25 protein-coding genes are annotated in these 21,759 nt (G+C 62.6%); 14 read left to right on the top strand and 11 right to left on the bottom strand.

Annotated elements, in window-relative coordinates:
* A complete protein-coding gene (tusD, locus tag M2497_RS18815) occupies positions 1-393 on the bottom strand; it encodes a sulfurtransferase complex subunit TusD (RefSeq protein ID WP_248482293.1) in 393 nt (130 codons plus the stop codon).
* 157 nt (positions 394-550) lie between these two features.
* On the opposite strand from tusD, the gene M2497_RS18810 reads away from it, so the two are divergent.
* Complete coding sequence (locus M2497_RS18810; RefSeq protein WP_248482291.1) at positions 551-1,714, top strand: CaiB/BaiF CoA-transferase family protein; 1,164 nt, start codon at positions 551-553, stop codon at positions 1,712-1,714.
* 91 nt (positions 1,715-1,805) lie between these two features.
* Here M2497_RS18810 and M2497_RS18805 read toward each other — a convergent pair whose 3' ends face one another.
* A complete protein-coding gene (locus tag M2497_RS18805) occupies positions 1,806-2,300 on the bottom strand; it encodes a SprT family zinc-dependent metalloprotease (RefSeq protein WP_248482290.1) in 495 nt (164 codons plus the stop codon).
* Positions 2,301-2,428: 128 nt separating this feature from the next.
* Entirely contained in the window at positions 2,429-3,031 is a 603-nt protein-coding gene (locus tag M2497_RS18800; RefSeq protein WP_248482288.1) for a Yip1 family protein, read from the bottom strand.
* Between the two features lie 362 nt (positions 3,032-3,393).
* Between M2497_RS18800 and ttcA the strand changes: the two genes are divergently transcribed.
* Together ttcA and M2497_RS18790 are read left to right on the top strand one after the other, a co-directional pair.
* Complete coding sequence (ttcA, locus tag M2497_RS18795) at positions 3,394-4,218, top strand: tRNA 2-thiocytidine(32) synthetase TtcA (RefSeq protein ID WP_248482286.1); 825 nt, start codon at positions 3,394-3,396, stop codon at positions 4,216-4,218.
* 67 nt (positions 4,219-4,285) lie between these two features.
* Positions 4,286-4,957 (top strand): DNA-3-methyladenine glycosylase I, encoded by a 672-nt coding sequence (locus M2497_RS18790; RefSeq protein WP_248482284.1) that lies wholly within the window; start codon positions 4,286-4,288, stop codon positions 4,955-4,957.
* Between the two features lie 94 nt (positions 4,958-5,051).
* On the opposite strand, the gene M2497_RS18785 is transcribed toward M2497_RS18790, so the two are convergent.
* From M2497_RS18785 to arsC, 3 genes are read right to left on the bottom strand one after another with little or no spacing between them, the layout of a single operon-like run.
* A complete protein-coding gene (locus tag M2497_RS18785; RefSeq protein WP_248482282.1) occupies positions 5,052-5,459 on the bottom strand; it encodes a DUF2069 domain-containing protein in 408 nt (135 codons plus the stop codon).
* Complete coding sequence (gene wrbA, locus M2497_RS18780; RefSeq protein WP_248482280.1) at positions 5,443-6,057, bottom strand: NAD(P)H:quinone oxidoreductase; 615 nt, start codon at positions 6,055-6,057, stop codon at positions 5,443-5,445. The genes M2497_RS18785 and wrbA overlap by 17 nt, the downstream gene beginning before the upstream one ends.
* Positions 6,054-6,407: an arsenate reductase (glutaredoxin) gene (arsC, locus tag M2497_RS18775; RefSeq protein WP_248482278.1), complete on the bottom strand. Its 354-nt coding sequence runs from the start codon at positions 6,405-6,407 to the stop codon at positions 6,054-6,056. The genes wrbA and arsC overlap by 4 nt, the downstream gene beginning before the upstream one ends.
* A gap of 115 nt (positions 6,408-6,522) precedes the next feature.
* Between arsC and M2497_RS18770 the strand changes: the two genes are divergently transcribed.
* Complete coding sequence (locus M2497_RS18770; protein ID WP_248482276.1) at positions 6,523-6,984, top strand: TlpA disulfide reductase family protein; 462 nt, start codon at positions 6,523-6,525, stop codon at positions 6,982-6,984.
* A 141-nt stretch (positions 6,985-7,125) separates the two neighbouring features.
* On the opposite strand, the gene M2497_RS18765 is transcribed toward M2497_RS18770, so the two are convergent.
* From M2497_RS18765 to M2497_RS18750, 4 genes are all read right to left on the bottom strand, one after another.
* On the bottom strand, positions 7,126-7,530 hold the full coding sequence (locus M2497_RS18765; RefSeq protein WP_248482274.1) for an META domain-containing protein: 405 nt from the start codon (positions 7,528-7,530) through the stop codon (positions 7,126-7,128).
* Complete coding sequence (locus M2497_RS18760; RefSeq protein WP_248482272.1) at positions 7,527-7,967, bottom strand: hypothetical protein; 441 nt, start codon at positions 7,965-7,967, stop codon at positions 7,527-7,529. The genes M2497_RS18765 and M2497_RS18760 overlap by 4 nt, the downstream gene beginning before the upstream one ends.
* Before the next feature lie 71 nt (positions 7,968-8,038).
* Positions 8,039-9,028, bottom strand: coding sequence for a 2-hydroxyacid dehydrogenase (locus tag M2497_RS18755; protein ID WP_248482270.1), 990 nt, complete (start codon positions 9,026-9,028; stop codon positions 8,039-8,041).
* A 154-nt stretch (positions 9,029-9,182) separates the two neighbouring features.
* Positions 9,183-11,936 (bottom strand): response regulator, encoded by a 2,754-nt coding sequence (locus M2497_RS18750; RefSeq protein WP_248482268.1) that lies wholly within the window; start codon positions 11,934-11,936, stop codon positions 9,183-9,185.
* 205 nt (positions 11,937-12,141) lie between these two features.
* Between M2497_RS18750 and M2497_RS18745 the strand changes: the two genes are divergently transcribed.
* Together M2497_RS18745 and M2497_RS18740 are read left to right on the top strand one after the other, a co-directional pair.
* Positions 12,142-12,870 carry a response regulator transcription factor gene (locus M2497_RS18745; RefSeq protein ID WP_248482266.1) on the top strand — a complete coding sequence of 243 codons (729 nt, stop codon included), beginning with the start codon at positions 12,142-12,144 and terminating at the stop codon, positions 12,868-12,870.
* The gene (locus M2497_RS18740) at positions 12,857-14,227 is read left to right on the top strand and encodes a sensor histidine kinase (RefSeq protein ID WP_248482263.1); all 1,371 of its coding nucleotides are present in this window, start codon (positions 12,857-12,859) and stop codon (positions 14,225-14,227) included. The genes M2497_RS18745 and M2497_RS18740 overlap by 14 nt, the downstream gene beginning before the upstream one ends.
* On the opposite strand, the gene M2497_RS18735 is transcribed toward M2497_RS18740, so the two are convergent.
* Entirely contained in the window at positions 14,224-14,739 is a 516-nt protein-coding gene (locus M2497_RS18735) for a DUF2062 domain-containing protein (RefSeq protein ID WP_058425439.1), read from the bottom strand. The two genes, M2497_RS18740 and M2497_RS18735, sit on opposite strands and share 4 nt — an antisense overlap.
* A 135-nt stretch (positions 14,740-14,874) precedes the next feature.
* Here M2497_RS18735 and M2497_RS18730 point away from each other — a divergent pair, with 135 nt between their 5' ends.
* From M2497_RS18730 to murB, 8 genes are all read left to right on the top strand, one after another.
* Positions 14,875-17,100: a DNA internalization-related competence protein ComEC/Rec2 gene (locus M2497_RS18730; RefSeq protein ID WP_248482261.1), complete on the top strand. Its 2,226-nt coding sequence runs from the start codon at positions 14,875-14,877 to the stop codon at positions 17,098-17,100.
* Between the two features lie 83 nt (positions 17,101-17,183).
* Positions 17,184-17,819 carry a MotA/TolQ/ExbB proton channel family protein gene (locus tag M2497_RS18725; RefSeq protein WP_058425437.1) on the top strand — a complete coding sequence of 212 codons (636 nt, stop codon included), beginning with the start codon at positions 17,184-17,186 and terminating at the stop codon, positions 17,817-17,819.
* Positions 17,816-18,244, top strand: a complete 429-nt coding sequence (locus M2497_RS18720; protein WP_058425436.1) for a biopolymer transporter ExbD — start codon at positions 17,816-17,818, stop codon at positions 18,242-18,244. Before M2497_RS18725 ends, M2497_RS18720 begins: the two co-directional genes overlap by 4 nt.
* Positions 18,244-19,254: a tetraacyldisaccharide 4'-kinase gene (lpxK, locus tag M2497_RS18715; RefSeq protein WP_248482259.1), complete on the top strand. Its 1,011-nt coding sequence runs from the start codon at positions 18,244-18,246 to the stop codon at positions 19,252-19,254. Before M2497_RS18720 ends, lpxK begins: the two co-directional genes overlap by 1 nt.
* A gap of 23 nt (positions 19,255-19,277) precedes the next feature.
* Positions 19,278-19,463 carry a Trm112 family protein gene (locus M2497_RS18710; protein WP_003174668.1) on the top strand — a complete coding sequence of 62 codons (186 nt, stop codon included), beginning with the start codon at positions 19,278-19,280 and terminating at the stop codon, positions 19,461-19,463.
* The gene (gene kdsB, locus M2497_RS18705) at positions 19,460-20,224 is read left to right on the top strand and encodes a 3-deoxy-manno-octulosonate cytidylyltransferase (protein WP_058425434.1); all 765 of its coding nucleotides are present in this window, start codon (positions 19,460-19,462) and stop codon (positions 20,222-20,224) included. Before M2497_RS18710 ends, kdsB begins: the two co-directional genes overlap by 4 nt.
* The gene (locus M2497_RS18700; RefSeq protein WP_248482257.1) at positions 20,224-20,688 is read left to right on the top strand and encodes a low molecular weight protein-tyrosine-phosphatase; all 465 of its coding nucleotides are present in this window, start codon (positions 20,224-20,226) and stop codon (positions 20,686-20,688) included. Before kdsB ends, M2497_RS18700 begins: the two co-directional genes overlap by 1 nt.
* Positions 20,685-21,704: a UDP-N-acetylmuramate dehydrogenase gene (murB, locus tag M2497_RS18695; RefSeq protein WP_248482255.1), complete on the top strand. Its 1,020-nt coding sequence runs from the start codon at positions 20,685-20,687 to the stop codon at positions 21,702-21,704. The genes M2497_RS18700 and murB overlap by 4 nt, the downstream gene beginning before the upstream one ends.
* Positions 21,705-21,759 lie beyond the last annotated feature (55 nt).

Raw genomic sequence — 21,759 nt, 5'->3', positions numbered from 1 at the left:
TCACGGCCCTCCAAAACAGATCAGGCGGTCGGCGGCCTGCGCGGCGTCATGCAATTGCCCCAAGCCCGACAGCTCCCACGGCGCATCGAGGTTGACCGCACTGCGTTGATAACGCGTGGCTTCTTCCTGGTTGAGCACGCCACGGCGCAAGGCGGCAGCGATGCACACCACGCTGTCGAGTTGATGCGCGCTGACAAACTCCCGCCATTGACGGGCGATGTCCTGCTCATCCTGGGGCGCAACCACCGAATTGGACGCGCTGTACACGCCGTCCTGATAGAAAAACAGCCGCACAATCTCATGCCCGCCGGCCAGCGCCGCCTGGGCAAACAGCAGGGCGCGGCGCGAGGAGGGCGCGTGGGCGGCACAAAACACTGCAATCGCAAACTTCATGGAACACTCTGCAAGCAAACGTGGGCCAATGATAAAGCCGCCGCCACGAAAAAGCCCGCCGTGATCAAAACGGTCACTGTCGGTGACCGTTCCGGCGATTGCCGACGGGCGCAAGGCTGCCTAGTCTGTGGGCATTCAAAACCGAAATGGAGTGCCCATGTCAGGTCCCTTGGCGTCCCTCAAAGTGCTGGATTTTTCCACCTTGCTGCCTGGCCCATTCGCGTCGCTGATGCTGGCGGACATGGGCGCCGAGGTGCTGCGTATCGAGTCACCCACGCGCATGGACCTGTTGCGCGTACTGCCGCCCCACGACCAGGGCACGTCGGCCAGTCACGCCTACCTCAACCGCAATAAGCGCAGCCTGGCGCTGGACCTCAAGCAGGCCGAGGCGCTGGAGATCGTGCGGACGCTGGTCAAGGACTACGACATCGTCCTCGAACAGTTCCGGCCTGGGGTGATGGAGCGCCTGGGCTTGGGCTATGAGGCGTTGAAGGCGATCAATCCCCGGCTCATTTATGTGTCGATCACCGGTTACGGTCAGACCGGCCCGTATAAGGACCGCGCCGGGCATGACATCAATTACCTGGCGCTGGCCGGAATCGCCAGCTACACCGGGCGCCAGGACAGTGGACCGTTGCCACTGGGCGTGCAGTTGGCGGACGTGGGCGGGGGCTCGCTGCATGCGGTGGTGGGGCTGCTCGCGGCAGTCATCGCCCGGCAGCAGAGCGGGGTCGGCCAGTCTCTGGATGTGAGCATGACCGACTGCTCGTTCAGCCTGAACGCCATGGCCGGCGCGGGCTACCTGGCGTGCGACGTCGAGCCTGAATGCGAAAGCCATGTGCTGAACGGTGGCAGCTTTTACGATTATTACCGCTCGCGGGACGGGCGTTGGATGTCAGTGGGCAGCCTGGAGCCTGGGTTTACGCAGCAGCTCTGTGGCGCGCTGGGACGGCCGGAGTTGGCGGCGCTGGGCTTGTCGCCCGCACTCAAGCAGGCACTGCAGGTTGAATTCGAGAAACGCAGCTTTGATGAGTTGTGTGAGTTGTTTGCCGGGGTGGATGCGTGTGTGGAGCCGGTGTTGAGCCTGAGTGAAGCGGTGGAGCATCCGCAGCTTAAATCGCGGCAACTGGTCAGCCAGGTGCCACGGGGCGATGGTTCGACCCAGGCGCAATTGGCGTGCCCGCTAAAGTTCTCCGAGGGGCTGCCTGAGCCCAGGCATATTGGCGCCGCCGTGGGGGCGCACAGTGATGAGGTGCTGGCGGAGTTGGGGTTCAGTGTTCAGCGGATAGAGGCTTTGCGGCGGGCCAAGGTAGTCGGGTGACTGGACCGGCGCCATCGGGAGCAAGCTCCCTCCCACACTGGGTCGGCGGCGCGGTCACTATGTAGGAGGGGGCTTGCCCCCGATGAGGCCCTCACTCCACCCGGGTTTCGCCGGTAAACACCAAGGTCTGCCGGCACCGCCGACACAAATACCTTCGACCCTGGGCGACCATCCCATGGCGCTGTGACGAAAACGGAAAGTCACTGTCTGCGCACGGGCACTTGTAGATATAGCGAGTGACCTGGCGGCGCTTCACGGCATAGGTGTGGCAACGGTCCGGCGGCAGTTCGTAGACCCCGCGCATGATCAATTGCCATTCCTCGCCGTGGGGCTGGATGCGTTCGCCAAACAATTGGTGGGCAATCAGGTGCGCCACTTCATGGGCGACGGTCTGCTTCAGGAAATGTTGGCTGTTTTCACGGTACAGCTGTGGGTTGAAGCGCAGCAGGTTCTCGTGCAAATGCGCGACACCGGCCTTCTGGCCCCGCAGCTTGAGGCTGACCTGAGGGCGTTTGAAGCTTCGTTTGAAAAAGGATTCGGCTAGCAGGAAACAATCTTCGACGCGGGTATTGAGTTGCTCGGGCATGCTGTACATATCTCCAGAGATGTCCAGTATGCCGCAAAGCTGGGTGTTTCCGAATCTGTCAGGCGCCGAATGGTCATGCATGATGCACAAAGCCACCTTGCGGTGGCTTTGCCTGGGTTTTTTTCCGCTCAGTTGGTGTAGATGGGACCTACGCCCAGGCCCCAGACGATCACGGTAAAGGCCATGATCGCTACCAGTACCACCAATCCTACCGCCAGTATGGAACTGGAAAACAGGAAGCCTTCATCCGGATCGATGTTCATAAAGGTCGGCACGCCAACGTATAGCAGGTACACCGTGTAACAGATGGCCGCCGTGCCCACCACCATGCCCAGCCACATGTGTGGATAGAGCGCCGCCAGCCCGCCAATGAACAGCGGTGTGGCGGTGTAGGTGGCAAACGCCACACAGCGCGCCATGCTGGGATTGGCGTCGTAGGTGCGCGCCATCCAGTGAATGAACGCGCCCATCACCGCCACGCCACCGAGCATCGCGGCGTAGGACATCAGGGTCATCCACAATGCGCTTTCCTGGGTCAGCATCACCGGCGCGCGGTTGCCGATGACCCAGCCGATCTGGGTGGTGCCGATAAACGCGGATACGGCGGGAATTGCCGCAAGAATCAAGGTATGGGTGAGGTACATGTGGCCGATGCTTTCTTCTTTATCGCCACGGATTTCCCGCCATTCCTGGTCGGGATGGGTAAAAAGCCCCACGACGTGATGGATCATGCCAGTCACTCCTGTCGTTATTGCCATCGCCCCCCATCGGAGCGCCCACGGGCCAAATGGCCTCAAAGGTCCTGGATAGCTGTGCGACCTCTAGTCGCAGTATAGGAAGGGATAGCCTGAATAACTGTAGGGCCTTTAGAGCAAATTGCGCTGTAAACGTTGGGGTTAATCGCGCTGAGGTCTTTTGACTGGATGCTGATCATAGTGGGAGGGGGCTTGCCCCCGATGGCGTTGTGTCAGCTATCAATGAGTCGCTGAGACGCCGCAATCGGGGGCAAGCCCCCTCCCACAATGGAACTCGGTGATTCTTACCGGTAAAATATTCGGCTTTTCGTCACACACCTCTAGCGGATCCAAGCGCCATGGGCACTCTTACGGTCAACCAGAACAAACTGCAAAAACGCCTGCGTCGCCTGGCTGGTGAAGCGGTCGCCGATTTCAATATGATCGAGGACGGCGACAAGGTCATGGTCTGCCTCTCCGGCGGCAAAGACAGCTACACCATGCTCGACGTGCTGCTGCACCTGCAAAAGGTCGCGCCGATCAAGTTCGAGATCGTTGCCGTCAACATGGACCAGAAACAACCGGGTTTTCCCGAGCACGTGCTGCCGGCCTACCTCAAGGAGCTGGGCATCGAGTACCACATTGTTGAGAAAGACACCTATTCGGTGGTCAAGGAACTGATTCCGGAAGGCAAGACCACCTGCTCGCTGTGCTCACGCCTGCGCCGTGGCACGCTATACACCTTCGCCGATGAAATCGGCGCGACCAAAATGGCCCTGGGTCACCATCGCGACGACATCGTCGAGACCTTCTTCCTCAATATGTTCTTCAACGGCTCGCTCAAGGCCATGCCGCCCAAGCTGCGTGCCGATGACGGGCGCAACGTGGTGATCCGCCCGCTGGCGTATTGCAACGAGAAAGACATCCAGGCCTACTCCGACTTCAAGCAATTCCCGATCATCCCGTGCAACCTGTGTGGTTCCCAGGAGAATCTGCAACGCCAGGTGGTCAAGGAAATGCTGCTGGAATGGGAACGCAAGACCCCGGGCCGTACCGAAAGCATCTTCCGCAGCCTGCAGAACGTGATCCCTTCGCAATTGGCCGACCGCAACCTGTTTGACTTCACCAGCCTGAAAATTGATGAAACCGCCGCGTCGCGCTTCGTCAATGTTGTGAACCTCTGAGTCCCTTCAAGGCTCTGACACACGGCGCTCGCGGGCGCCGTTTTCAATTCAATTGCCAGGAGAGGGCATGCGCGATTACAAGTGGCTGCACGAATATTGTCTGAATCGCTTCGGTTCGGCGGCCGAGCTGGAAGCCCACCTGCCTGTGCCCAAGACTGCGGCGCAATTACGCAAGATCAGCGATGATCGCTACCTGTCGACCTTGGCGCTGCGCGTGTTTCGTGCGGGCTTGAAGCACAGTGTGGTGGACGCCAAGTGGCCGGCGTTCGAAAAGGTATTTTTCGGCTTCGATCCGGAAAAGGTAGTGCTGATGGGCGCCGAGCACCTGGAGCGGCTGATGCAGGACACCAGCATCATCCGCCACCTGGGCAAGCTCAAGAGCGTGCCGCGCAACGCGCAGATGATCCTCGATATCCAGCAGGAGAAGGGCAGCTTTGGCGCGTTCATCGCCGATTGGCCGGTGACCGACATCGTCGGGCTGTGGAAGTACCTGAGCAAGCACGGCCACCAGCTCGGCGGGCTGTCCGCGCCGCGCTTTTTGCGCATGGTCGGCAAGGACACCTTTGTGCCGAGTGATGACGTGGTGGCGGCGTTGAACGCGCAGAAGATCGTCGATAAGGCGCCGACCAGCCTGCGCGACCTGGCGACAGTGCAGGGTGCGTTCAATCAGTGGCACGCCGAGAGCGGGCGGCCGATGTGCCAGTTGTCGATGATGTTGGCGTACACCGTCAACCATTGAGGCCGGGGTGGTGCCATCGGGGGCAAGCCCCCTCCCACATTGGATAGGCGGCGCGGTAACAGTGTGGGAGGGGGCTTGCCCCCGATGAGGGACTTCAGGCCGCTGCCAGCTGTCGGTTCAACTGATGCCGCCAGCGCACATACAACAATGCCGTACAAAACACCGCCAGGCTCGCCAGCATTTCCAGCACCCCGAACCACTGCCGGTTCGGGTCATACGCCGCCAGCGCGCCCTTGATGAAATACAGGTTCACCACAAAGCACATCCACGAATGGCCGCGCGCGCTGCCCAGCAGCATGCCGGGCGTCAGCACCAGCAGCGGCACCAGTTCGATCAGCAGGATCACCCACGGCCGTGCGCCGTGCAGGTCGGCGACGAACAGGTAATACACGCAGAGCAAACTAACCAGGCCAAAAAACGCCAGCAGGCTGAGTGCGCGAGCCACCTTGACCCGTGGCTCCAACCACGCCTGGGGCGGCAGGACTTTAGGCTTCCTGGCCACGACCGCCCTCCAGCAAGGTGGCGGTGTTCGCCAGGCGCAGGCCCAAGGCGCGACACAGGGCGATCTCGTGCTGGTCGAGCATGCGCTTGCCGTCAGGCCCGGCGTGGTGGCTGGCGCCATACGGCGTGCCGCCGCCCTGGGTATCGAGCAAGGCCTGTTCGCTGTAGGGCAGGCCGGTGATCAGCATGCCGTGGTGCAGCAACGGCAGCAGCATCGACATCAGCGTGGTTTCCTGGCCGCCGTGCAGGCTGGCGGTGGAGGTAAACACACCCGCGGGCTTGCCGACGAGGGCGCCGGTGAGCCACAGGTTGCTGGTGCCGTCGATGAAATACTTGAGCGGCGCCGCCATATTGCCGAAGCGGGTTGGGCTGCCCAAGGCCAGGCCGGAGCAGTGTTTCAGGTCGTCGAGGCTGGCATACAACGCGCCTTCATCCGGAATGCTGGGTGCCACTGCTTCGCACTCGGTGGAGATCGCCGGCACGGTGCGCAGGCGCGCCTCCATCCCGCCTTGCTCGATGCCTCGGGCAATCTGCCGGGCCATTTCGCTCACCGAGCCGTTGCGGCTGTAATACAGCACCAGCACATACGGCGACGTCACGGCAGGATCTCCAGTACGTTTTCCGGCGGACGGCCGATGATGGCTTTGTCGGCGGTTTCCAGGATCGGGCGTTCCATCAATTGCGGGTGATCGGCAATGGCGGCGATCAACTGGGCTTCGCTGAGGCTGGCGTCAGCCAGGTTGAGCGCCTTGTATTCATCTTCACCGCTGCGCAGCAGTTGGCGCGCGCTGATACCCAGTTTGCCGAGCAGCGCCTTGAGTTGCGCGGCATCCAGCGGGGTTTCCAGGTAGCGTACGACGGTGGGGGTGAGGCCACGGGCTTCCAGCAGTTGCAGCGCACCGCGGGATTTCGAGCAGCGCGGGTTGTGATAAAGCGTCAGATCGGTCATGTGCGGGTCGCATCTTGCGTAAGGTGGCGGGTATTCTACCCGCGCAGCGACCCGTCCTTAAACCGTAAGAGGCGATAGGTCGCAGCCAACGTTCATTTTTGCGAAGGATTACCCCATGACAAGGCGACTGATCGGTGCATTGGCGATCATCTCAACCCTGCTGCTCAGCGGCTGCGGTAACGATTACGGCGTTGACCAATACGGCCAGAAGGTGGCGGCCGAACGCTTGGACAAGCAGTGGCTGGTGGTCAATTACTGGGCCGAATGGTGTGGCCCGTGCCGCACGGAAATCCCTGAGCTCAACGCACTGGCCGCACAGCTGAAGGCGCAGAATGTGGGTGTGTTCGGGGTCAACTTCGACAATGTGCAGGGCGAAGAGCTGAAAGCCGCCAGCGACAAGCTGGGCATCAAGTTCACGGTGCTGGCGCAGAACCCGGAAGAGATATTCGATATTCCGCGTAGCGAAGCGTTGCCGGTGACCTACATCATCGATGACAAGGGCAAGGTGCGCGAGACGTTGATGGGCGAGCAGACGGCGGAAGGCGTGCTGGCCAAGCTCAAGGCCCTGCGCGGCTAAAGCCACAATTCAAAACAAATGTGGGAGGGGGCTTGCCCCCGATAGCTGTGTGTCAGTCAATACATCAGTTGACTGTTGCACCGCCATCGGGGGCAAGCCCCCTCCCACATATGGATCCCACCAACCTACCGATCGGCGGTATCAGCCTTCTTCGAGCCACAAGCGTATTGGCTTGCCCTCGGCCGGCCAGAAGCGCGTCTGCTCGATCGGCGAGATATCCCAGCGCTGTACGCCTTGCAGGGCCTGGAAGAAGCGGTGTTCCTGCTCCATCAAGGCTTCGGCGCAGAGCTTGCGGGTGCTGCCGATCTGGCCGAAGCTGAGCTTTTTGCCCTCGACGGTGTAAGGCGCGAACCAATGGTTGCAGCCGCCATTGCCGTAGGCGCGGCCATCGGCGCCGAGGGTGACGGTCAGGTGCGCGTAGTCCATCAGCGGCCGCTCACCAATCCATTCCACTACGTAGCTGTGATCCTGCTGGAGCTTGACCGCGTCGCCGGCGCAGCCGATCAGGCCCGCCCCGAGGGCGGCAAGCAGCAACAGGCCTCTCATTGCGCAGCCTTCTGGCATTTCGGGCAGCGGTGCTTGTCGCCCTCGCTGGCCCAGCCCAACTCGGCGATCCGCGCATTGGCGGCGGGTTGAAGTGGCTCTTTGCTCAGCTTGGTTTCCACTGCAAACTCGAAGTCCAACACGGCGTCGCAGCTGTCGCAGTTGACCTTCCAGGTGTGAATCTCCAACTCGCCGAACTTCGGCCCCTGGGCCATGGCGACCCATTGGCCTGCCGGGCGGATGGAGTAGCGCGCGTCACCTTCGACGGTGAGGCGCATCGACAGGGTTTTACTGCCGCGCAGGGAGACGATCAGCACGTCGCCATGCTTGATCGAACCACCGTTGCCGGTGACCTGGTAACGGCCCGGCACCAGGGCGCGGCATTCGATCAGGGTGTGTTGCGGGCTCAGCAAACTGAAGCGGAAATCGTGTTCGGCCATGGATCCTCCAAATAGGCGCGGCATCCTATCACGGGTGCTGGCTCATCATGAGCCTGGTATGTGACCGCTGATCATCCTTCGACGAGGTTCTGCGCCCGGCCATCGGCCCACGCGGCAATGTTGGCCAACGTGGTGCCGGCGATGGCGGCCAGGGCCTCGCAGGTGAGAAACGCCTGGTGCGCGGTAATGATCACGTTGGGGAAGGTCAGCAGGCGTGCAAGTACGTCGTCCTGCAAGGGCAGGTCGGAGCGGTCCTCGAAAAACAACTGCGCTTCTTCCTCATACACATCCAGCCCAAGGTAGCCGAGCTGGCCTTCCTTGAGCGCCTCGATCAGCGCCGGGGTGTCGACCAGGCCACCGCGACCGGTGTTGATCAGCATCGCACCGGTTTGCATCTGCGCCAGGGAACGGGCGTTGATCAGATGCTTGCTGTCGGCCGTCAACGGGCAGTGCAGGCTGATGATCTGCGCCTGGGCCAACAGTTCGGGCAGGCTCACGTAGCGTGCACCCAAGGCCTGTACCTGCGGGTTGGGGAAGGGGTCGTAGGCGAGCAACTGGCAACCGAAGCCGGCCATGATTTTGGCGAAGGTGGCGCCGATCTGCCCGGTGCCGACCACGCCGACGGTCTTGCCGACCAGGTCGAAACCGGTGAGGCCATGCAGGCTGAAATCGCCGTCGCGGGTGCGGTTGTAGGCGCGGTGCAGGCGACGGTTGAGGGCGAGAATCAGCGCGACCGCGTGTTCGGCCACCGCATGGGGCGAATAGGCCGGCACGCGCACGATGGTCAGGCCCAGGCGCTTGGCGACGGGCAGGTCCACATGGTTGTAGCCCGCCGAGCGCAGGGCGATCAACCGTGTGCCGCCCTTGGCCAACTGTTCCAGCACCGGGGCGCTGAGGTCATCGTTGATAAAGGCGCAGACCACTTCGTGATGTTCGGCCAAAGCCACGGTGTCGAGGTTGAGCCGTGCGGGTTGGAATTGCAGCTCCAGGCCAGGCGGCAATGGTTCGCCGAGAAAGCTGTCGCGGTCGTAGGTTTGGCTGCTGAAAAGAATCACGCGCATCAAAAGGCTCCCCGCAATTAATCTGTTGGAAATGCTGGACAACTGTGGGAGGGGGCTTGCCCCCGATTAGGGTGTGTCAGCTACAGATGCTTCGACTGATGCGACGCTATCGGGGGCAAGCCCCCTCCCACAATTGATCGGCGTCAAAGTAGCTTCAGGCGCTGACCCGCGCCTCACTGGCCAGCCGGGCAATCGCCATGTCCAGTTCGTCCAGCGCATGCATGGCCTTGGCGTCGTCCTGCTTGAGCAGGGTTTCGGCGCGCTGGCAGCATGCCCGCAGTTGCGGTACGCCGCAGTAACGCGTTGCGCCGTGCAGGCGATGCACGCGTTCGATCAGGGCGTTGTTGTCATTGGCCTCACGGGCCTGGGTGATGGCCATGCGGTCGGCCTCCAGGGAGGCCAGCAACATCGCGAGCATATCCGCCGCCAGGTCCGCTTTGCCGGCCGCCAGGCGCAGCCCTTCTTCGTGGTCGAGCACCGGCAGTTTCACGCCAGGGCCGAGGTTGTCGGTCGCGCGCTCCGGACTCTGATTGCGCAGGGCCAGGCCGGTCCATTTCAGCACCACCTGGGCCAGTTGGCGTTCACTGATGGGTTTGGTCAGGTAGTCGTCCATGCCGCTTTGCAGCAAGGCGCGTTTTTCGTTGGCCATGGCGTGGGCGGTGAGGGCGACTACCGGCAATGGCGTGCCGCTGCGTTCGCTTTCCCACTGGCGGATCGCCTCGGTGCTTTGGCGGCCATCCATGCCGGGCATTTGCACGTCCATCAGCACCAGGTCGAAGGTGTCCTGCTTCACTGCGTCGACGGCTGCATAACCGCTTTCCACGGCATGCACCCGGGCGCCCATGTCTTCCAGCAGGGTCTGGACCAGCAACAGGTTCGCCGGATTGTCATCCACGCACAGGACGCGTGGCGCCCGGCTGGATAACGGTTCGCCGGGTTCGCTGCGTGTCGGGCGTGGGCTGATCAGGTCGGACAAGGCACGGCGCAGTTTGCGCGTGCACGCCGGCTTGGCCTGCAATTGACTGTTGGGGTTGGGCACCGACTGGTTGAACAGCATCTGTTCGGTGGTGGGGCACAGCACCAGCACTTTGCAGCCCAGGTGTTCGAGGTCCCACAGGTGTTGGTTGAGGCGCTCGGGCGGGATATCGTTGGCCGTGACGCCGAGCACCGCAAGGTCAATGGCCTGCTCGGTCTGATGGGCGCTGGTGATGCCGTTGGTCAGGCTCTCCAGGCTGTTGAACGGCGTGACTTCCAGGCCGCAATCTTCCAATTGATGTTGCAGCGCCTGGCGTGCCAGTTCGTGGTTTTCCAGCACCGCCACGCGATGACCCAGCAGGGGCGCGGAAGGCAGGTCCTCGACGTCGTCGCGGGTCTTGGGCAGGTTCAGGCTGATCCAGAACTCCGAGCCTTCGCCCGGCGTGCTGTCGACGCCGATCTCGCCGCCCATCTGTTCGATCAGGCGCTTGGAGATCACCAGGCCCAACCCTGTACCGCCGGGTTGGCGCGACAGTGAATTGTCGGCCTGGCTGAAGGCCTGGAACAGGGCGCGTACGTCCTGGCTGGACAGGCCGATGCCGGTGTCCTGCACGCTGATGCGCAATTGCACGCTGTCTTCCTGCTCGTCCTCGATCATCGCCCGGGCCACGATGGTGCCTTCGCGAGTGAACTTGATCGCGTTGCTGATCAGGTTGGTGAGAATCTGCTTGAGTCGCAACGGGTCGCCCACCAGCGCCAGCGGCGTGTCGCGGTAGACCAGGCTGACCAGTTCGAGCTGCTTGGCATGGGCGGCAGGGGCGAGGATGGTCAGGGTGTCTTGCAGCAAGTCCCGCAGGTTGAACGGGATGCTGTCGAGGACCAGTTTGCCGGCTTCGATTTTCGAGAAGTCGAGGATCTCGTTGATGATGCCCAGCAGGTTGTCGGCGGATTTTTCGATGGTGCCCAGGTAGTCGAGTTGACGCGGGGTCAGCTCGCTCTTTTGCAATAAATGGGTAAAGCCGAGGATGCCGTTGAGCGGTGTGCGGATCTCATGGCTCATGTTGGCCAGGAACTCCGACTTGATGCGGCTGGCCTCCAGGGCCTCCTTACGTGCCAGGTCCAGCTCGATGTTCTGGATCTCGATGGTTTCCAGGTTCTGGCGTACGTCTTCGGTGGCCTGGTCGATACTGTGTTGCAGTTCTTCCTGGGCGTTCTGCAGGGTCTCGGCCATGCGGTTGATGCCCGAGGCGAGCTGGTCCAGTTCCTGGCTGCCCAGGGGCGGCAGGCGGGTTTCGAGGTTGCCGTCCTTGAGCTGGGCGACGGCTTGCTTGATCTGGCCGATCGGCGCGTTGATGGTACGGCTGATGCGCAGGGCCAGTGCCGCGGTGCAGATCAGGCCGATGGCGATCAGCAGCAGGCTGGCGAACAGGCTGCGGTAGCCACGCAGCAACATGCCGTTGTGGGACAGTTCCACCTCGACCCAGCCCAGCAGACGGTCGGCTTCATCCGGGATCAGGTCGCCAGCGAGGTTGCGATGGCGGCCAAACACCGGCAGCAGGTAGCGCGTGGCGTCATTGCCGGTGCGCTGCAACAGGTGTGAGCTGTTGCCGATGGGTGCCTGGTTGAGCATGGTCGGGCCGGCGTGGGCGAGGGTCGCACGGTCCGGGCTGAGGAACGACACGGTGCGCACGTCCGGCTGCTCAAGGGATTGGGTGGCGATGCGCTCCAGCAGGTCGGTGTTGCGTGCACTCAAGGCGGGCGCCACCAGTGGCGCCAACTGCTCGGCTATCATCTCGCCACGTTGCAGCAATTGGGTCTGCAGTTCCGACAACTGCATCCAGGTGAAATAGCCGCCCAGCAACGAGGCCATCAGGCTGGTCGGTAATAAGGTCAGCAACAGTACGCGGCCTTTTATCCCCATTCTTGTCAGCACGCCACTCTCCTGCTACCACATTGATATCGATGATTCACGCGGGCATCCGGCCCGCGCCACCTGCGCAGTGTAGCCATTTGCGCGGCGTGGAATCTTGCAAATTAATGACATACGGCAATCTTCGCGCCATTTGGCGCCCGGTGGCGATTGCCTGGGGCGGGGTAATCTTGAATAATCAGCCATTGAGAATGACTTGCAGATACTAATGAATCCCGCAGCAATTGGCCTACCCAGTATCCTGACCATTGAAGATGACCCTGTGCTGGGCGCTTATGTCCATGAGCACCTGGGCCGTTGTGGTTTCCACGTGACCTGGTGCCAGAATGGCCAGCAGGGCCTGCAGATGGCGCGCGACCAGGCCTTTGACGTGGTGTTGATGGACATCCTGTTGCCGGGCATGGATGGCCTGTCGATCCTCACTCATCTGCGCCAGAGCCATTCGATCCCGGTGATCCTGATGTCCGCACTGGGTGCTGAAGCCGATCGCGTCAGCGGTTTTCGCCTGGGAGCCGATGACTACCTGCCCAAGCCGTTCAGCATGATCGAGCTGCGCGTGCGCATCGAAGCTATCCTGCGTCGAGTGGCCCTCGACCGGCGTCCGTTGCCGATTCCGGCACCGGTGCGCGACGATGCCCGCGCGCTGCGCTTTGACGATGAGCTGTGCGATGTTTTCCACCTGGACCATTGGGCCGGCCTGACCCGCAGCGAATACCGGCTGCTGGAAACCCTGCACCGCAACAGTGAAGAAGTCCTCAGCAAACCTTTCTTGTACCAGCATGTGCTGCAACGCGGTTATGCGCCCCATGACCGCAGCCTCGACATGCATATCAGCCAGATCCGCCGCAAGCTCAAGGCCATCGGCTACACCGAGCGCGAAGTGCGCACCGTGTGGGGCAAGGGCTATGTGCTGAGCGGTCACGATGACGGCCTTTGAACGCCCGTTGAAAAGGCTGCCGGGCAGGCACTCGTTATTCTGGAAACTCGCCTGCCTGCTGATCGCCTTTTGCTTGTTGATGATCTGGCTCAGCTGGTCCTGGGGCCGCTACATGGAGCAGAAGAACGCCTACCTGTCCGATGCGGCGCGAATCACCTTGAGTGGGTACGCGGTCGGTGCTGAACAGGCGTGGAATCGCGGCGGCAATGCCGGCGTCGACGCCTGGCTGCAGGCGATGGGCAAGCGCGAAAGCACCTGGATAGGTGTGATCGGCAATGACCTGCAATCGTTGAGCAGCATCCCGCTGAGCGACAACGAAAGCCAGCGCCTGACCTTTCTGCGTGGCCTGGATTGGCCGGTGAGCCGGCATGTCAAAGGCCTGCCGTGGCTGAAGATCCCGTTTCCGGGCGACCCCCATGCGGGGTCGCTGGTGATCGAGTTGCCGCAACGCTTCATGCCGGGGCGCTATCAACTGTTCTGGCGGGTGGTGACCAACGGGGTGATTCCCGGCCTGTTTACCCTGTTGCTGTGTATTGGGTTGTATCGGCTGCTGATCATGCCCCTCAATCAACTGCGTGAGCAGGCCAATGCCTGGCGTGCCGATCAGTTGAACACGCGTTTGTCCCACGACGCCACCAGTCGCCAGGATGAGCTGGGCGAACTGGGGCGTGCGTTCGACCATATGTCCGAGCGTTTGCAGGGCACCGTGGTGTTGCAGCAACAGTTGCTGCGGGACATGTCCCATGAACTGCGCACCCCGCTGAGTCGCCTGCGAGTGGCCTGTGACAGTGAGCAAGACCTGGCGCAACTGCGCGAGCGGCTCGGCCGTGAAATCGACGCGATGCAGCGCCTGGTGGAAGACAGCCTGCAACTGGCCTGGCTCGACACCGAACGCGCGCCGCTGCCCCAGGAAGCTATCCAGCTTCAGGCGCTGTGGGACATGTTGCGTGAAAACGCCTGCTATGAGAGCGACTGGCCGGGGTCGCGGCTGCCATGCCTGTTGGGGGCGGAATGCTGGGTGCGAGGCAACCTGAATGCGTTGGCGCAGGCCCTGGAAAACATCTTGCGCAACGCTATCCGCCACTCACCGTCGGGCGGCGTGGTCAGCCTGGACGGGCGTCGCGAAGGTGATTATTGGCATGTCTGGCTGGAGGACCAGGGCGGCGGGATCGATGACGGGGACCTGGAGCGGATCTTCGCGCCTTTTACCCGCCTGGACGGTTCACGCCCCGGCGATGGCGGCTTCGGGCTGGGCCTGAGCATCGCCCGCAACGCCGTGCAGCGCCAGGACGGCAGCCTGTGGGCGGAAAATACCGGGCAAGGCCTGCGCGTGCACCTGCGCTTGCGGGCCTGCTAAGCGCGGCGCTGTTTGCGCTTTTTCCACTGGTGGGCCACCCACCAGCGCCAGTAGCCCATGGTCAGGCAATAGGCGAGGGCGCCCAGCACCAGCCCCAACACCACTGAACCCAGCAGGAACGGCTGCCACAAGGTGCTGAGTTGGCCGCTGATCCATTCCCAGGTGAGGTCGTCGGGCAGGCTGCGCGGTGGCACGTTCATCAGCCAGGCGCCGGTCATGTAGGTGCAGATAAACACCACCGGCATGGTAATCGGGTTGGTCAGCCACACCAGGCTGATAGCGATGGGCATATTGCCGCGCACGGTGATCGCCAGGACTGCCGCCAACAGCATCTGAAGCGGGATTGGGATAAACGCGGCGAACAAACCCACGGCCATTGCGCGTGCGACCGAGTGCCGGTTCAGGTGCCAGAGGTTCGGGTCATGCAGCAACGTGCCGAGAAACTGTAATGACTTATGTTCCCTGATACTCGTGGGATCGGGCATGTACCGTTTGAATAAGCGCCGGGGCATAAGGGGTCCAGGTCAGTTCGAGGGGCAAGTATGCCCGCATTCTATAAACAGAAAATTCAGACTTTGTGACAAAACATCATAGGCCGCCCTGGGCATCCGGCTAAGACTGAGTGGATCACTTGAAAAGGATGGTTCATGAAGACAGGGATGTGCGCGTTTGCGCTGGGGTTGCTGGCCCTGCGCTTTTTGCCGGTGTTGCCGCCTATGGAATGGCTGATTGCCACGCCGGTGCTGGCGTTGATGTTGTTGCCGTTTCGTACCTACCCACTGGCGTTTTTCCTGCTGGGGCTGAGTTGGGCATGCCTCAGCGCACAGTGGGCATTGGATGATCGCCTGATACCTGCACTGGACGGCCAGACGCGCTGGCTGGAGGGGCGGGTGATCGGGTTGCCGCGACAGACGGGCGAGGGTGTGCGCTTCGAACTGGCCGATAGTCGGTCGCGAAATGCCCGCTTACCCAAACGCATCCGCGTGTCCTGGCGTGGCGGGCCGCCGGTGCGCAGCGGTGAACGTTGGCGCCTGGCGGTTACCCTCAAACGTCCGGCCGGGTTGCTGAATTTCCACGGGTTTGATCAGGAAGCCTGGCTGTTGGCCCAACGCATCGGCGCCACGGGCTCGGTCAAGGACGGCGAGCGTCTGGCGCCGGCCCGCAATGCCTGGCGCGACAGCGTGCGTCAGCGCCTTATGGCGGTGGACGCCCAAGGTCGGGAAGCCGGCCTGGTTGCCCTGGTGCTGGGGGATGGTTCAGGGCTGGCCACTGCCGATTGGCAAGTGTTGCAGGATACGGGCACCGTGCATCTGCTGGTCATCTCCGGCCAGCACATCGGTTTGCTGGCGGGTTTGATCTATGGGCTGATCGCCGGCTTGGCCCGCTACGGTTGCTGGCCGCGAACCTGGCCGTGGTTGCCCTGGGCGTGTGGCCTGGCGTTCAGCGCTGCGTTGGGCTACGGCTGGCTCGCAGGGTTTGGCGTGCCAGTACAGCGGGCCTGCGTGATGGTCGGGTTGGTGTTGGTGTGGCGGCTGCGCTTCCGGCATCTGGGCCTATGGTGGCCGTTGTTGCTGGCACTCAATGGTGTGTTGGTGCTGGAACCGTTGGCCAGTTTGCAGCCAGGGTTCTGGCTGTCGTTTGCGGCGGTGGCAGTGCTGATTCTGGCGTTTGGTGGGCGGTTGGGGCCGTGGAGCCTGTGGCAGGCATGGACCCGACCTCAGTGGCTGATTGCCATTGGATTGTTTCCGGTGTTGTGGGTGCTGGGACTGCCCATCAGCCTGAGCGCACCGCTGGCCAACCTCGTGGCTGTGCCATGGATCAGCCTGGTGGTGTTGCCGCTGACGCTATCGGGGACTGCATTACTGCCATTGCCATATATTGGCGAAGGTCTTCTGTGGCTGGCGGGCGGCGCGCTGGATGGCTTGTTCAAGGGGCTGGCGTGGCTCGCCGGACACATGCCGGCCTGGATCCCGGCGCAAGTACCTTTGGGGTATTGGCTGGTGAGCCTGTTGGGGGCCGTGTTGCTTCTGCTGCCCAACGGCGTGCCCTTTCGCACGCTGGGCTGGCCGATGTTGCTACTGGCGGTGTTTCCCCCGCGAGAGCAGGTGCCCCACGGGCAGGTGGAGGTGGTGCAGTTGGACGTCGGGCAAGGGCAGTCGCTGATTCTGCGCACGCGCCATCATGCATTGCTTTACGACGCCGGACCGCGCACTGGAACCTTTGATCTCGGCGCGCGGGTGGTGCTGCCGTCGTTGCGAAAGCTCGGGGTCGGGGCATTGGACCTCATGCTGCTCAGCCACGCCGACGCGGATCATGCCGGTGGTGCGGCGGCAATTGCCAAGGGCATACCGATCAAGCGTGTGGTGGGCGGAGAAACCGATGGGTTGCCGGCGTTTATCGGTACGCAACCCTGCGTCAGTGGCGAACGATGGACCTGGGACGGGGTAACGTTCGAACTGTGGCAGTGGCCTGGCGCCATCAGTGGCAATGCAAAGTCCTGCGTCTTGCAGGTGCAGGCCAATGGCGAGCGCCTGTTACTGACCGGCGACATCGACCGCGACGCCGAACAGGCCATGCTCGCTTCGTCCCTGGCGGTGCCCACCGCGTGGCTGCAGGCGCCCCACCATGGCAGTCGCAGCTCTTCGTCCTGGGCGTTTGTCGAGCGGCTCTCTCCGCGCAATGTGCTGATCTCGCGGGGGCGCGGCAATGCGTTCGGCCACCCGCATCCGCAGGTGATGGAGCGTTATCAACGGTTGGGCAGCCAGGTGTATGACAGCGCAGAGCAGGGGGCCGTGCGTGTGCAACTGGGAGCATTCGCGCCACCGGTCGTTGCGCGCAGTCAACGCAGGTTCTGGCGCGAGCGCTTACCCTAGGGGGTCAAGGCCTCGGCCGATGGGGTCTGTGGCTGACGCACCTATATGGTAAAGTGGCGCACTTTTTCGAGGGGACATTCACTGTGTGGGAATTGGTCAAATCCGGCGGCTGGATGATGTTGCCGATCATCATGAGCTCTATCGCCGCACTCGGCATCGTCGCCGAACGCCTGTGGACCCTGCGCGCCAGCCGCGTGACCCCCGAGCATCTGCTGGGGCAGGTCTGGGGCTGGATCAAGAACAAGCAACTGGACAAGGAAAAACTCAAGGAACTGCGCGCCAACTCCCCGTTGGGTGAGATCCTTGCCGCAGGCCTGGCCAACTCCAAGCATGGTCGCGAGATCATGAAGGAGTGCATCGAAGAGGCCGCCGCCCGCGTCATCCATGAACTGGAGCGCTACATCAACGCCCTCGGCACCATCGCCGCCATGGCGCCATTGCTCGGCTTGCTCGGCACGGTGTTGGGCATGATCGACATTTTCAGTTCGTTCATGGGCTCCGGCATGACCACCAATGCGGCCGTGCTGGCCGGTGGTATCTCCAAGGCACTGATCACTACGGCCGCCGGCCTGATGGTGGGTATTCCTTCGGTGTTCTTCCACCGGTTCCTGCAACGTCGCATCGATGAGCTGGTGGTGGGCATGGAGCAGGAAGCCATCAAGTTGGTGGAAGTGGTGCAGGGCGACCGCGATGTGGACCTGGTTGGGGGCAAAGCGTGAAATTTCGCCGCAAGCAACGGGAAAATGTCGATATCAACCTCGCGTCGCTGATCGACGTGGTGTTTATCCTGCTGCTGTTTTTTGTCGTCACCACCACCTTCACCCGGCAAACCGAACTGCGCGTCGACCTGCCGGAAGCCGTGAGCGGTTCGCCGGCCGAAGACCAGCAAGTCAAGCAACTGGACATCGCCATCAGCGCCGACGGGGTGTTTTCGGTGAACAACCAGTTGCTGGAGAAAAACGACCTCGCCAGCCTGATGGAGGCCTTGCAGAAAGAGTCCGGCGGCGACACGCAGTTGCCGCTGTCCATCAGCGCTGATGGCAAGACCCAGCACCAGGCCGTGATCACTGCGATGGACGCGGCCGGCAAGCTCGGTTTCAGCCACTTGCGCATGAGCACCGTCGAGGCGGCGAGCCAACCCTGATGGCCATGTCCGATCGTTTGCTCAAGGCCTGGTATGAGGGCCATCCGGCACTCGCGTTGTTGCGGCCGCTGGAGTCTTTGTATCGCCGGGTGGTGCAGCGCAAGCGCGCACGCTTCCTGGCGGGTGAGGGCGAGATCTATCAATCGCCGGTGCCGGTGGTGGTGGTCGGTAATATCACCGTGGGTGGTACCGGCAAGACGCCGTTGATCCTGTGGCTTATCGAACATTGTCAACGCAGCGGCTTGCGCGTCGGCGTGGTCAGTCGCGGTTATGGCGCCAAGCCACCGCAGTTGCCGTGGCGTGTCGAGGCCAGCCACAGCGCCGAGGTGGCGGGTGACGAGCCTTTGTTGATCGTGCAGCGCTGCGGCGTACCGCTGATGATCGACCCCGATCGCAGCCGTGCGGTCCAGGCGCTGCTGGCCAGTGAAACCCTGGACCTGATCCTCTCCGATGACGGCCTGCAGCATTACCGCCTGGCCCGTGACCTTGAACTGGTGCTGATCGACGCCGCCCGTGGCCTGGGCAACCGTCGCTGCCTGCCGGCGGGGCCGTTGCGCGAACCGGTGGAGCGCCTGCAGAGTGTCGATGCGTTGCTGTACAACGGCGCCGCCAGCGACCGCGAGGACGGCTTTGCCTTTCGTTTGCAGCCCACCGCACTGGTCAACCTGCAAACCGGCGAGCGCCGGCCGGTGGATCATTTTGCGCCGGGCCAGCAGGTGCATGCGGTCGCCGGCATCGGCAACCCGCAACGTTTCTTCAACACCCTTGAAACGCTACACTGGCAGCCGATACCCCATGCATTTGCCGACCACGCGCCCTACAGTGCCGAGGTCCTGAATTTTACGCCGTCATTGCCGCTGGTCATGACCGAAAAGGACGCGGTGAAGTGCCGCGCCTTTGCCCAGCCCGACTGGTGGTACCTTGCGGTGGATGCGCTGCCGTCGCCGGCGTTCGTCGCCTGGTTCGACACGCAGCTGATGCGCCTGTTGCCCGCCCGTCTTTTGCCTTAAACCGCTTTTTTCAGGAAACACTCATGGACACCAAACTGCTCGACATCCTCGCTTGCCCGATCTGCAAGGGCCCGCTCAAGCTCAGCGCCGACAAAACCGAGCTGATCAGCAAAGGCGCCGGCCTGGCGTACCCGATCCGTGATGGCATCCCGGTGATGCTGGAAAGCGAAGCCCGTACCCTGACCACCGATGAGCGCCTGGATAAATGACCACCGCCTTTACCGTTGTCATTCCCTCCCGTTATGCGTCGACCCGCCTGCCGGGCAAACCGCTGCAACTGATCGGCAACAAGCCGATGATCCAGCTGGTGTGGGAACAGGCTTGCAAAAGCAGCGCCGAGCGTGTGGTGGTGGCCACCGATGACCCGCGCATCATCGAGGCCTGCAAAGGCTTTGGCGCTGAGGCGGTGCTGACCCGCGAAGACCACAACTCCGGCACCGACCGCCTGGCCGAAGTCGCCACACAGCTCGGCCTGGCGCCCGACGCCATCGTGGTCAACGTGCAAGGTGACGAACCGTTGATCCCACCCGGTGTTATCGACCAGGTGGCCGCCAACCTGGCCGCCCATGGCGAAGCGCGCATGGCGACGCTGGCCGAGCCGATCGAAGACATCGAGACCCTGTTCAACCCGAATGTGGTCAAGGTGGTCAGCGATATCAACGGTCTGGCGCTGACGTTCAGCCGTTCGACCCTACCGTGGGCACGTGACGCCTTCGCCAAGCAACCGGACGTGTTGCCGGAAGGCGTGCCTTACCGTCGCCATATCGGCATCTACGCCTACCGCGCGGGTTTCCTGCATGACTTCGTCAGTTGGGGCCCGTGCTGGCTGGAAAATACCGAATCCCTGGAGCAACTGCGGGCGCTCTGGCACGGCGTGCGCATCCACGTGGGCGATGCGCTGGAAGCGCCACCGGCCGGTGTCGACACCCCGGAAGACCTTGAGCGCGTCCGTCGCCTGCTGGGGGCCTGATGGAGGTTCTGTTTGTCTGCCTGGGCAACATCTGCCGCTCGCCCACCGCAGAAGGCGTGCTGCGCCACAAACTGCGCGAAGCGGGGCTGGCGGGGCAGGTCGATGTGGCGTCCGCCGGCACCGGTGAGTGGCATATCGGCAACCCGCCGGACCAGCGCAGCCAGCGTGCGGCGTTGGCGCGCGGCTACGATCTGTCGGCCCAGCGTGCCCAGCAGGTGTTCCGCGCCGACTTTGCGCGCTATGACCTGATCCTGGCCATGGACCACAGCAATCTGCGCAACCTCAAGGCCATGCAGCCGGGGCAGGGCAAGGCGGAGCTGGACCTGTTCCTGCGCCGTTACGATGCCGAAGTGGACGAAGTGCCAGACCCGTACTACGAGGGTGAACAAGGCTTCGAACGGGTCCTGGACCTGATCGAGCAGGCCTGTGATTTATTGGTGATCGAATTGAAGGGGCGGTTATGACCTTGCAGGTGCTTGCGCAGGTATCGCTCAAGCCGTTCAACAGTTTCGGCATCGACGTACGTGCCCAGCTGTTCGCCGAGGCCCACAGCGACAGCGATGTGCGCGAGGCCCTGGCATATGCCACCGCACACAATGTGCCGCTGCTGGTGATCGGCGGTGGTAGCAACCTGTTGCTGACCCAGGACATTCCGGCGCTGGTGCTGCGCATGGCTACCCAAGGCATCCGCGTGCTGCACGACGATGGCCTGCACGTGGTGGTCGAGGCCGAGGCGGGAGAAGCCTGGCACCCCTTTGTGCTGTGGACCCTGGAACAGGGCTTTTGCGGCCTGGAAAACCTCAGCCTGATCCCCGGCACCGTCGGAGCCGCGCCCATGCAGAACATCGGTGCCTACGGTGTCGAGATCAAGGATGTATTCGCCGGCCTGACCGCCATGGATCGCCACTCCGGCGAACTGCGCGACTTCAGCCTGGAGGAATGCAACTTTGCCTACCGTGACAGCCTGTTCAAGCACGAGACCGGACGCTGGCTGATCCTGCGCGTACGCTTCGCCCTCAGCCGCGCCAGTCACTTGAAACTCGACTACGGCCCCGTCCAGCAGCGCCTGGCGGCGCAGGGGATCAGCGAGGCAACGCCGAGCGACGTCAGCCGCGCCATCTGCAGCATCCGCCGCGAAAAACTGCCGGACCCGGCAGAACTTGGCAATGCCGGCAGCTTCTTCAAGAACCCGTTGGTGTCCCAGGTGCTGGCGGCCGAGTTGCAGGCACTTTATCCGGACCTGGTGGCTTACCCGCAACCTGACGGGCAGATGAAGCTCGCAGCCGGCTGGCTGATCGACAAGGCCGGCTGGAAGGGCTTCCGCGAAGGAGATGCCGGCGTGCACACGCTGCAGGCGCTGGTGCTGGTCAACTATGGCGGTGCCTCGGGGCACGACATTGCCAACCTGGCCCGGCGCATTCAGCTGGATATTCTGGAGCGCTTCAAGGTCGAGCTGGAAATGGAACCCAACCAGTACTGACCTTCTGAAAACAAAAATGCCCCGCATCTTTCGATACGGGGCATTTTTTATTGCA

Source organism: Pseudomonas sp. CYM-20-01, from assembly GCF_023169845.1.
Classification (GTDB): domain Bacteria; phylum Pseudomonadota; class Gammaproteobacteria; order Pseudomonadales; family Pseudomonadaceae; genus Aquipseudomonas; species Aquipseudomonas azotoformans.
Note: the sequence above shows the minus strand (reverse complement) of the source record. Positions and strands in the feature narration are given on the sequence as shown.

Bases quoted from the DNA above. Each gene is read 5' to 3' on its own strand.
- tusD (WP_248482293.1), bottom strand. From the start codon at position 393: ATGAAGTTTGCGATTGCAGTGTTTTGTGCCGCCCACGCGCCCTCCTCG.
- M2497_RS18810 (WP_248482291.1), top strand. From the start codon at position 551: ATGTCAGGTCCCTTGGCGTCCCTCAAAGTGCTGGATTTTTCCACCTTG.
- M2497_RS18805 (WP_248482290.1), bottom strand. From the start codon at position 2,300: ATGCCCGAGCAACTCAATACCCGCGTCGAAGATTGTTTCCTGCTAGCC.
- M2497_RS18800 (WP_248482288.1), bottom strand. From the start codon at position 3,031: ATGATCCATCACGTCGTGGGGCTTTTTACCCATCCCGACCAGGAATGG.
- ttcA (WP_248482286.1), top strand. From the start codon at position 3,394: ATGGGCACTCTTACGGTCAACCAGAACAAACTGCAAAAACGCCTGCGT.
- M2497_RS18790 (WP_248482284.1), top strand. From the start codon at position 4,286: ATGCGCGATTACAAGTGGCTGCACGAATATTGTCTGAATCGCTTCGGT.
- arsC (WP_248482278.1), bottom strand. From the start codon at position 6,407: ATGACCGATCTGACGCTTTATCACAACCCGCGCTGCTCGAAATCCCGC.
- M2497_RS18770 (WP_248482276.1), top strand. From the start codon at position 6,523: ATGACAAGGCGACTGATCGGTGCATTGGCGATCATCTCAACCCTGCTG.
- M2497_RS18765 (WP_248482274.1), bottom strand. From the start codon at position 7,530: ATGAGAGGCCTGTTGCTGCTTGCCGCCCTCGGGGCGGGCCTGATCGGC.
- M2497_RS18760 (WP_248482272.1), bottom strand. From the start codon at position 7,967: ATGGCCGAACACGATTTCCGCTTCAGTTTGCTGAGCCCGCAACACACC.
- M2497_RS18755 (WP_248482270.1), bottom strand. From the start codon at position 9,028: ATGCGCGTGATTCTTTTCAGCAGCCAAACCTACGACCGCGACAGCTTT.
- M2497_RS18745 (WP_248482266.1), top strand. From the start codon at position 12,142: ATGAATCCCGCAGCAATTGGCCTACCCAGTATCCTGACCATTGAAGAT.
- M2497_RS18740 (WP_248482263.1), top strand. From the start codon at position 12,857: ATGACGGCCTTTGAACGCCCGTTGAAAAGGCTGCCGGGCAGGCACTCG.
- M2497_RS18735 (WP_058425439.1), bottom strand. From the start codon at position 14,739: ATGCCCCGGCGCTTATTCAAACGGTACATGCCCGATCCCACGAGTATC.
- M2497_RS18730 (WP_248482261.1), top strand. From the start codon at position 14,875: ATGAAGACAGGGATGTGCGCGTTTGCGCTGGGGTTGCTGGCCCTGCGC.
- lpxK (WP_248482259.1), top strand. From the start codon at position 18,244: ATGGCCATGTCCGATCGTTTGCTCAAGGCCTGGTATGAGGGCCATCCG.
- M2497_RS18710 (WP_003174668.1), top strand. From the start codon at position 19,278: ATGGACACCAAACTGCTCGACATCCTCGCTTGCCCGATCTGCAAGGGC.
- kdsB (WP_058425434.1), top strand. From the start codon at position 19,460: ATGACCACCGCCTTTACCGTTGTCATTCCCTCCCGTTATGCGTCGACC.
- M2497_RS18700 (WP_248482257.1), top strand. From the start codon at position 20,224: ATGGAGGTTCTGTTTGTCTGCCTGGGCAACATCTGCCGCTCGCCCACC.
- murB (WP_248482255.1), top strand. From the start codon at position 20,685: ATGACCTTGCAGGTGCTTGCGCAGGTATCGCTCAAGCCGTTCAACAGT.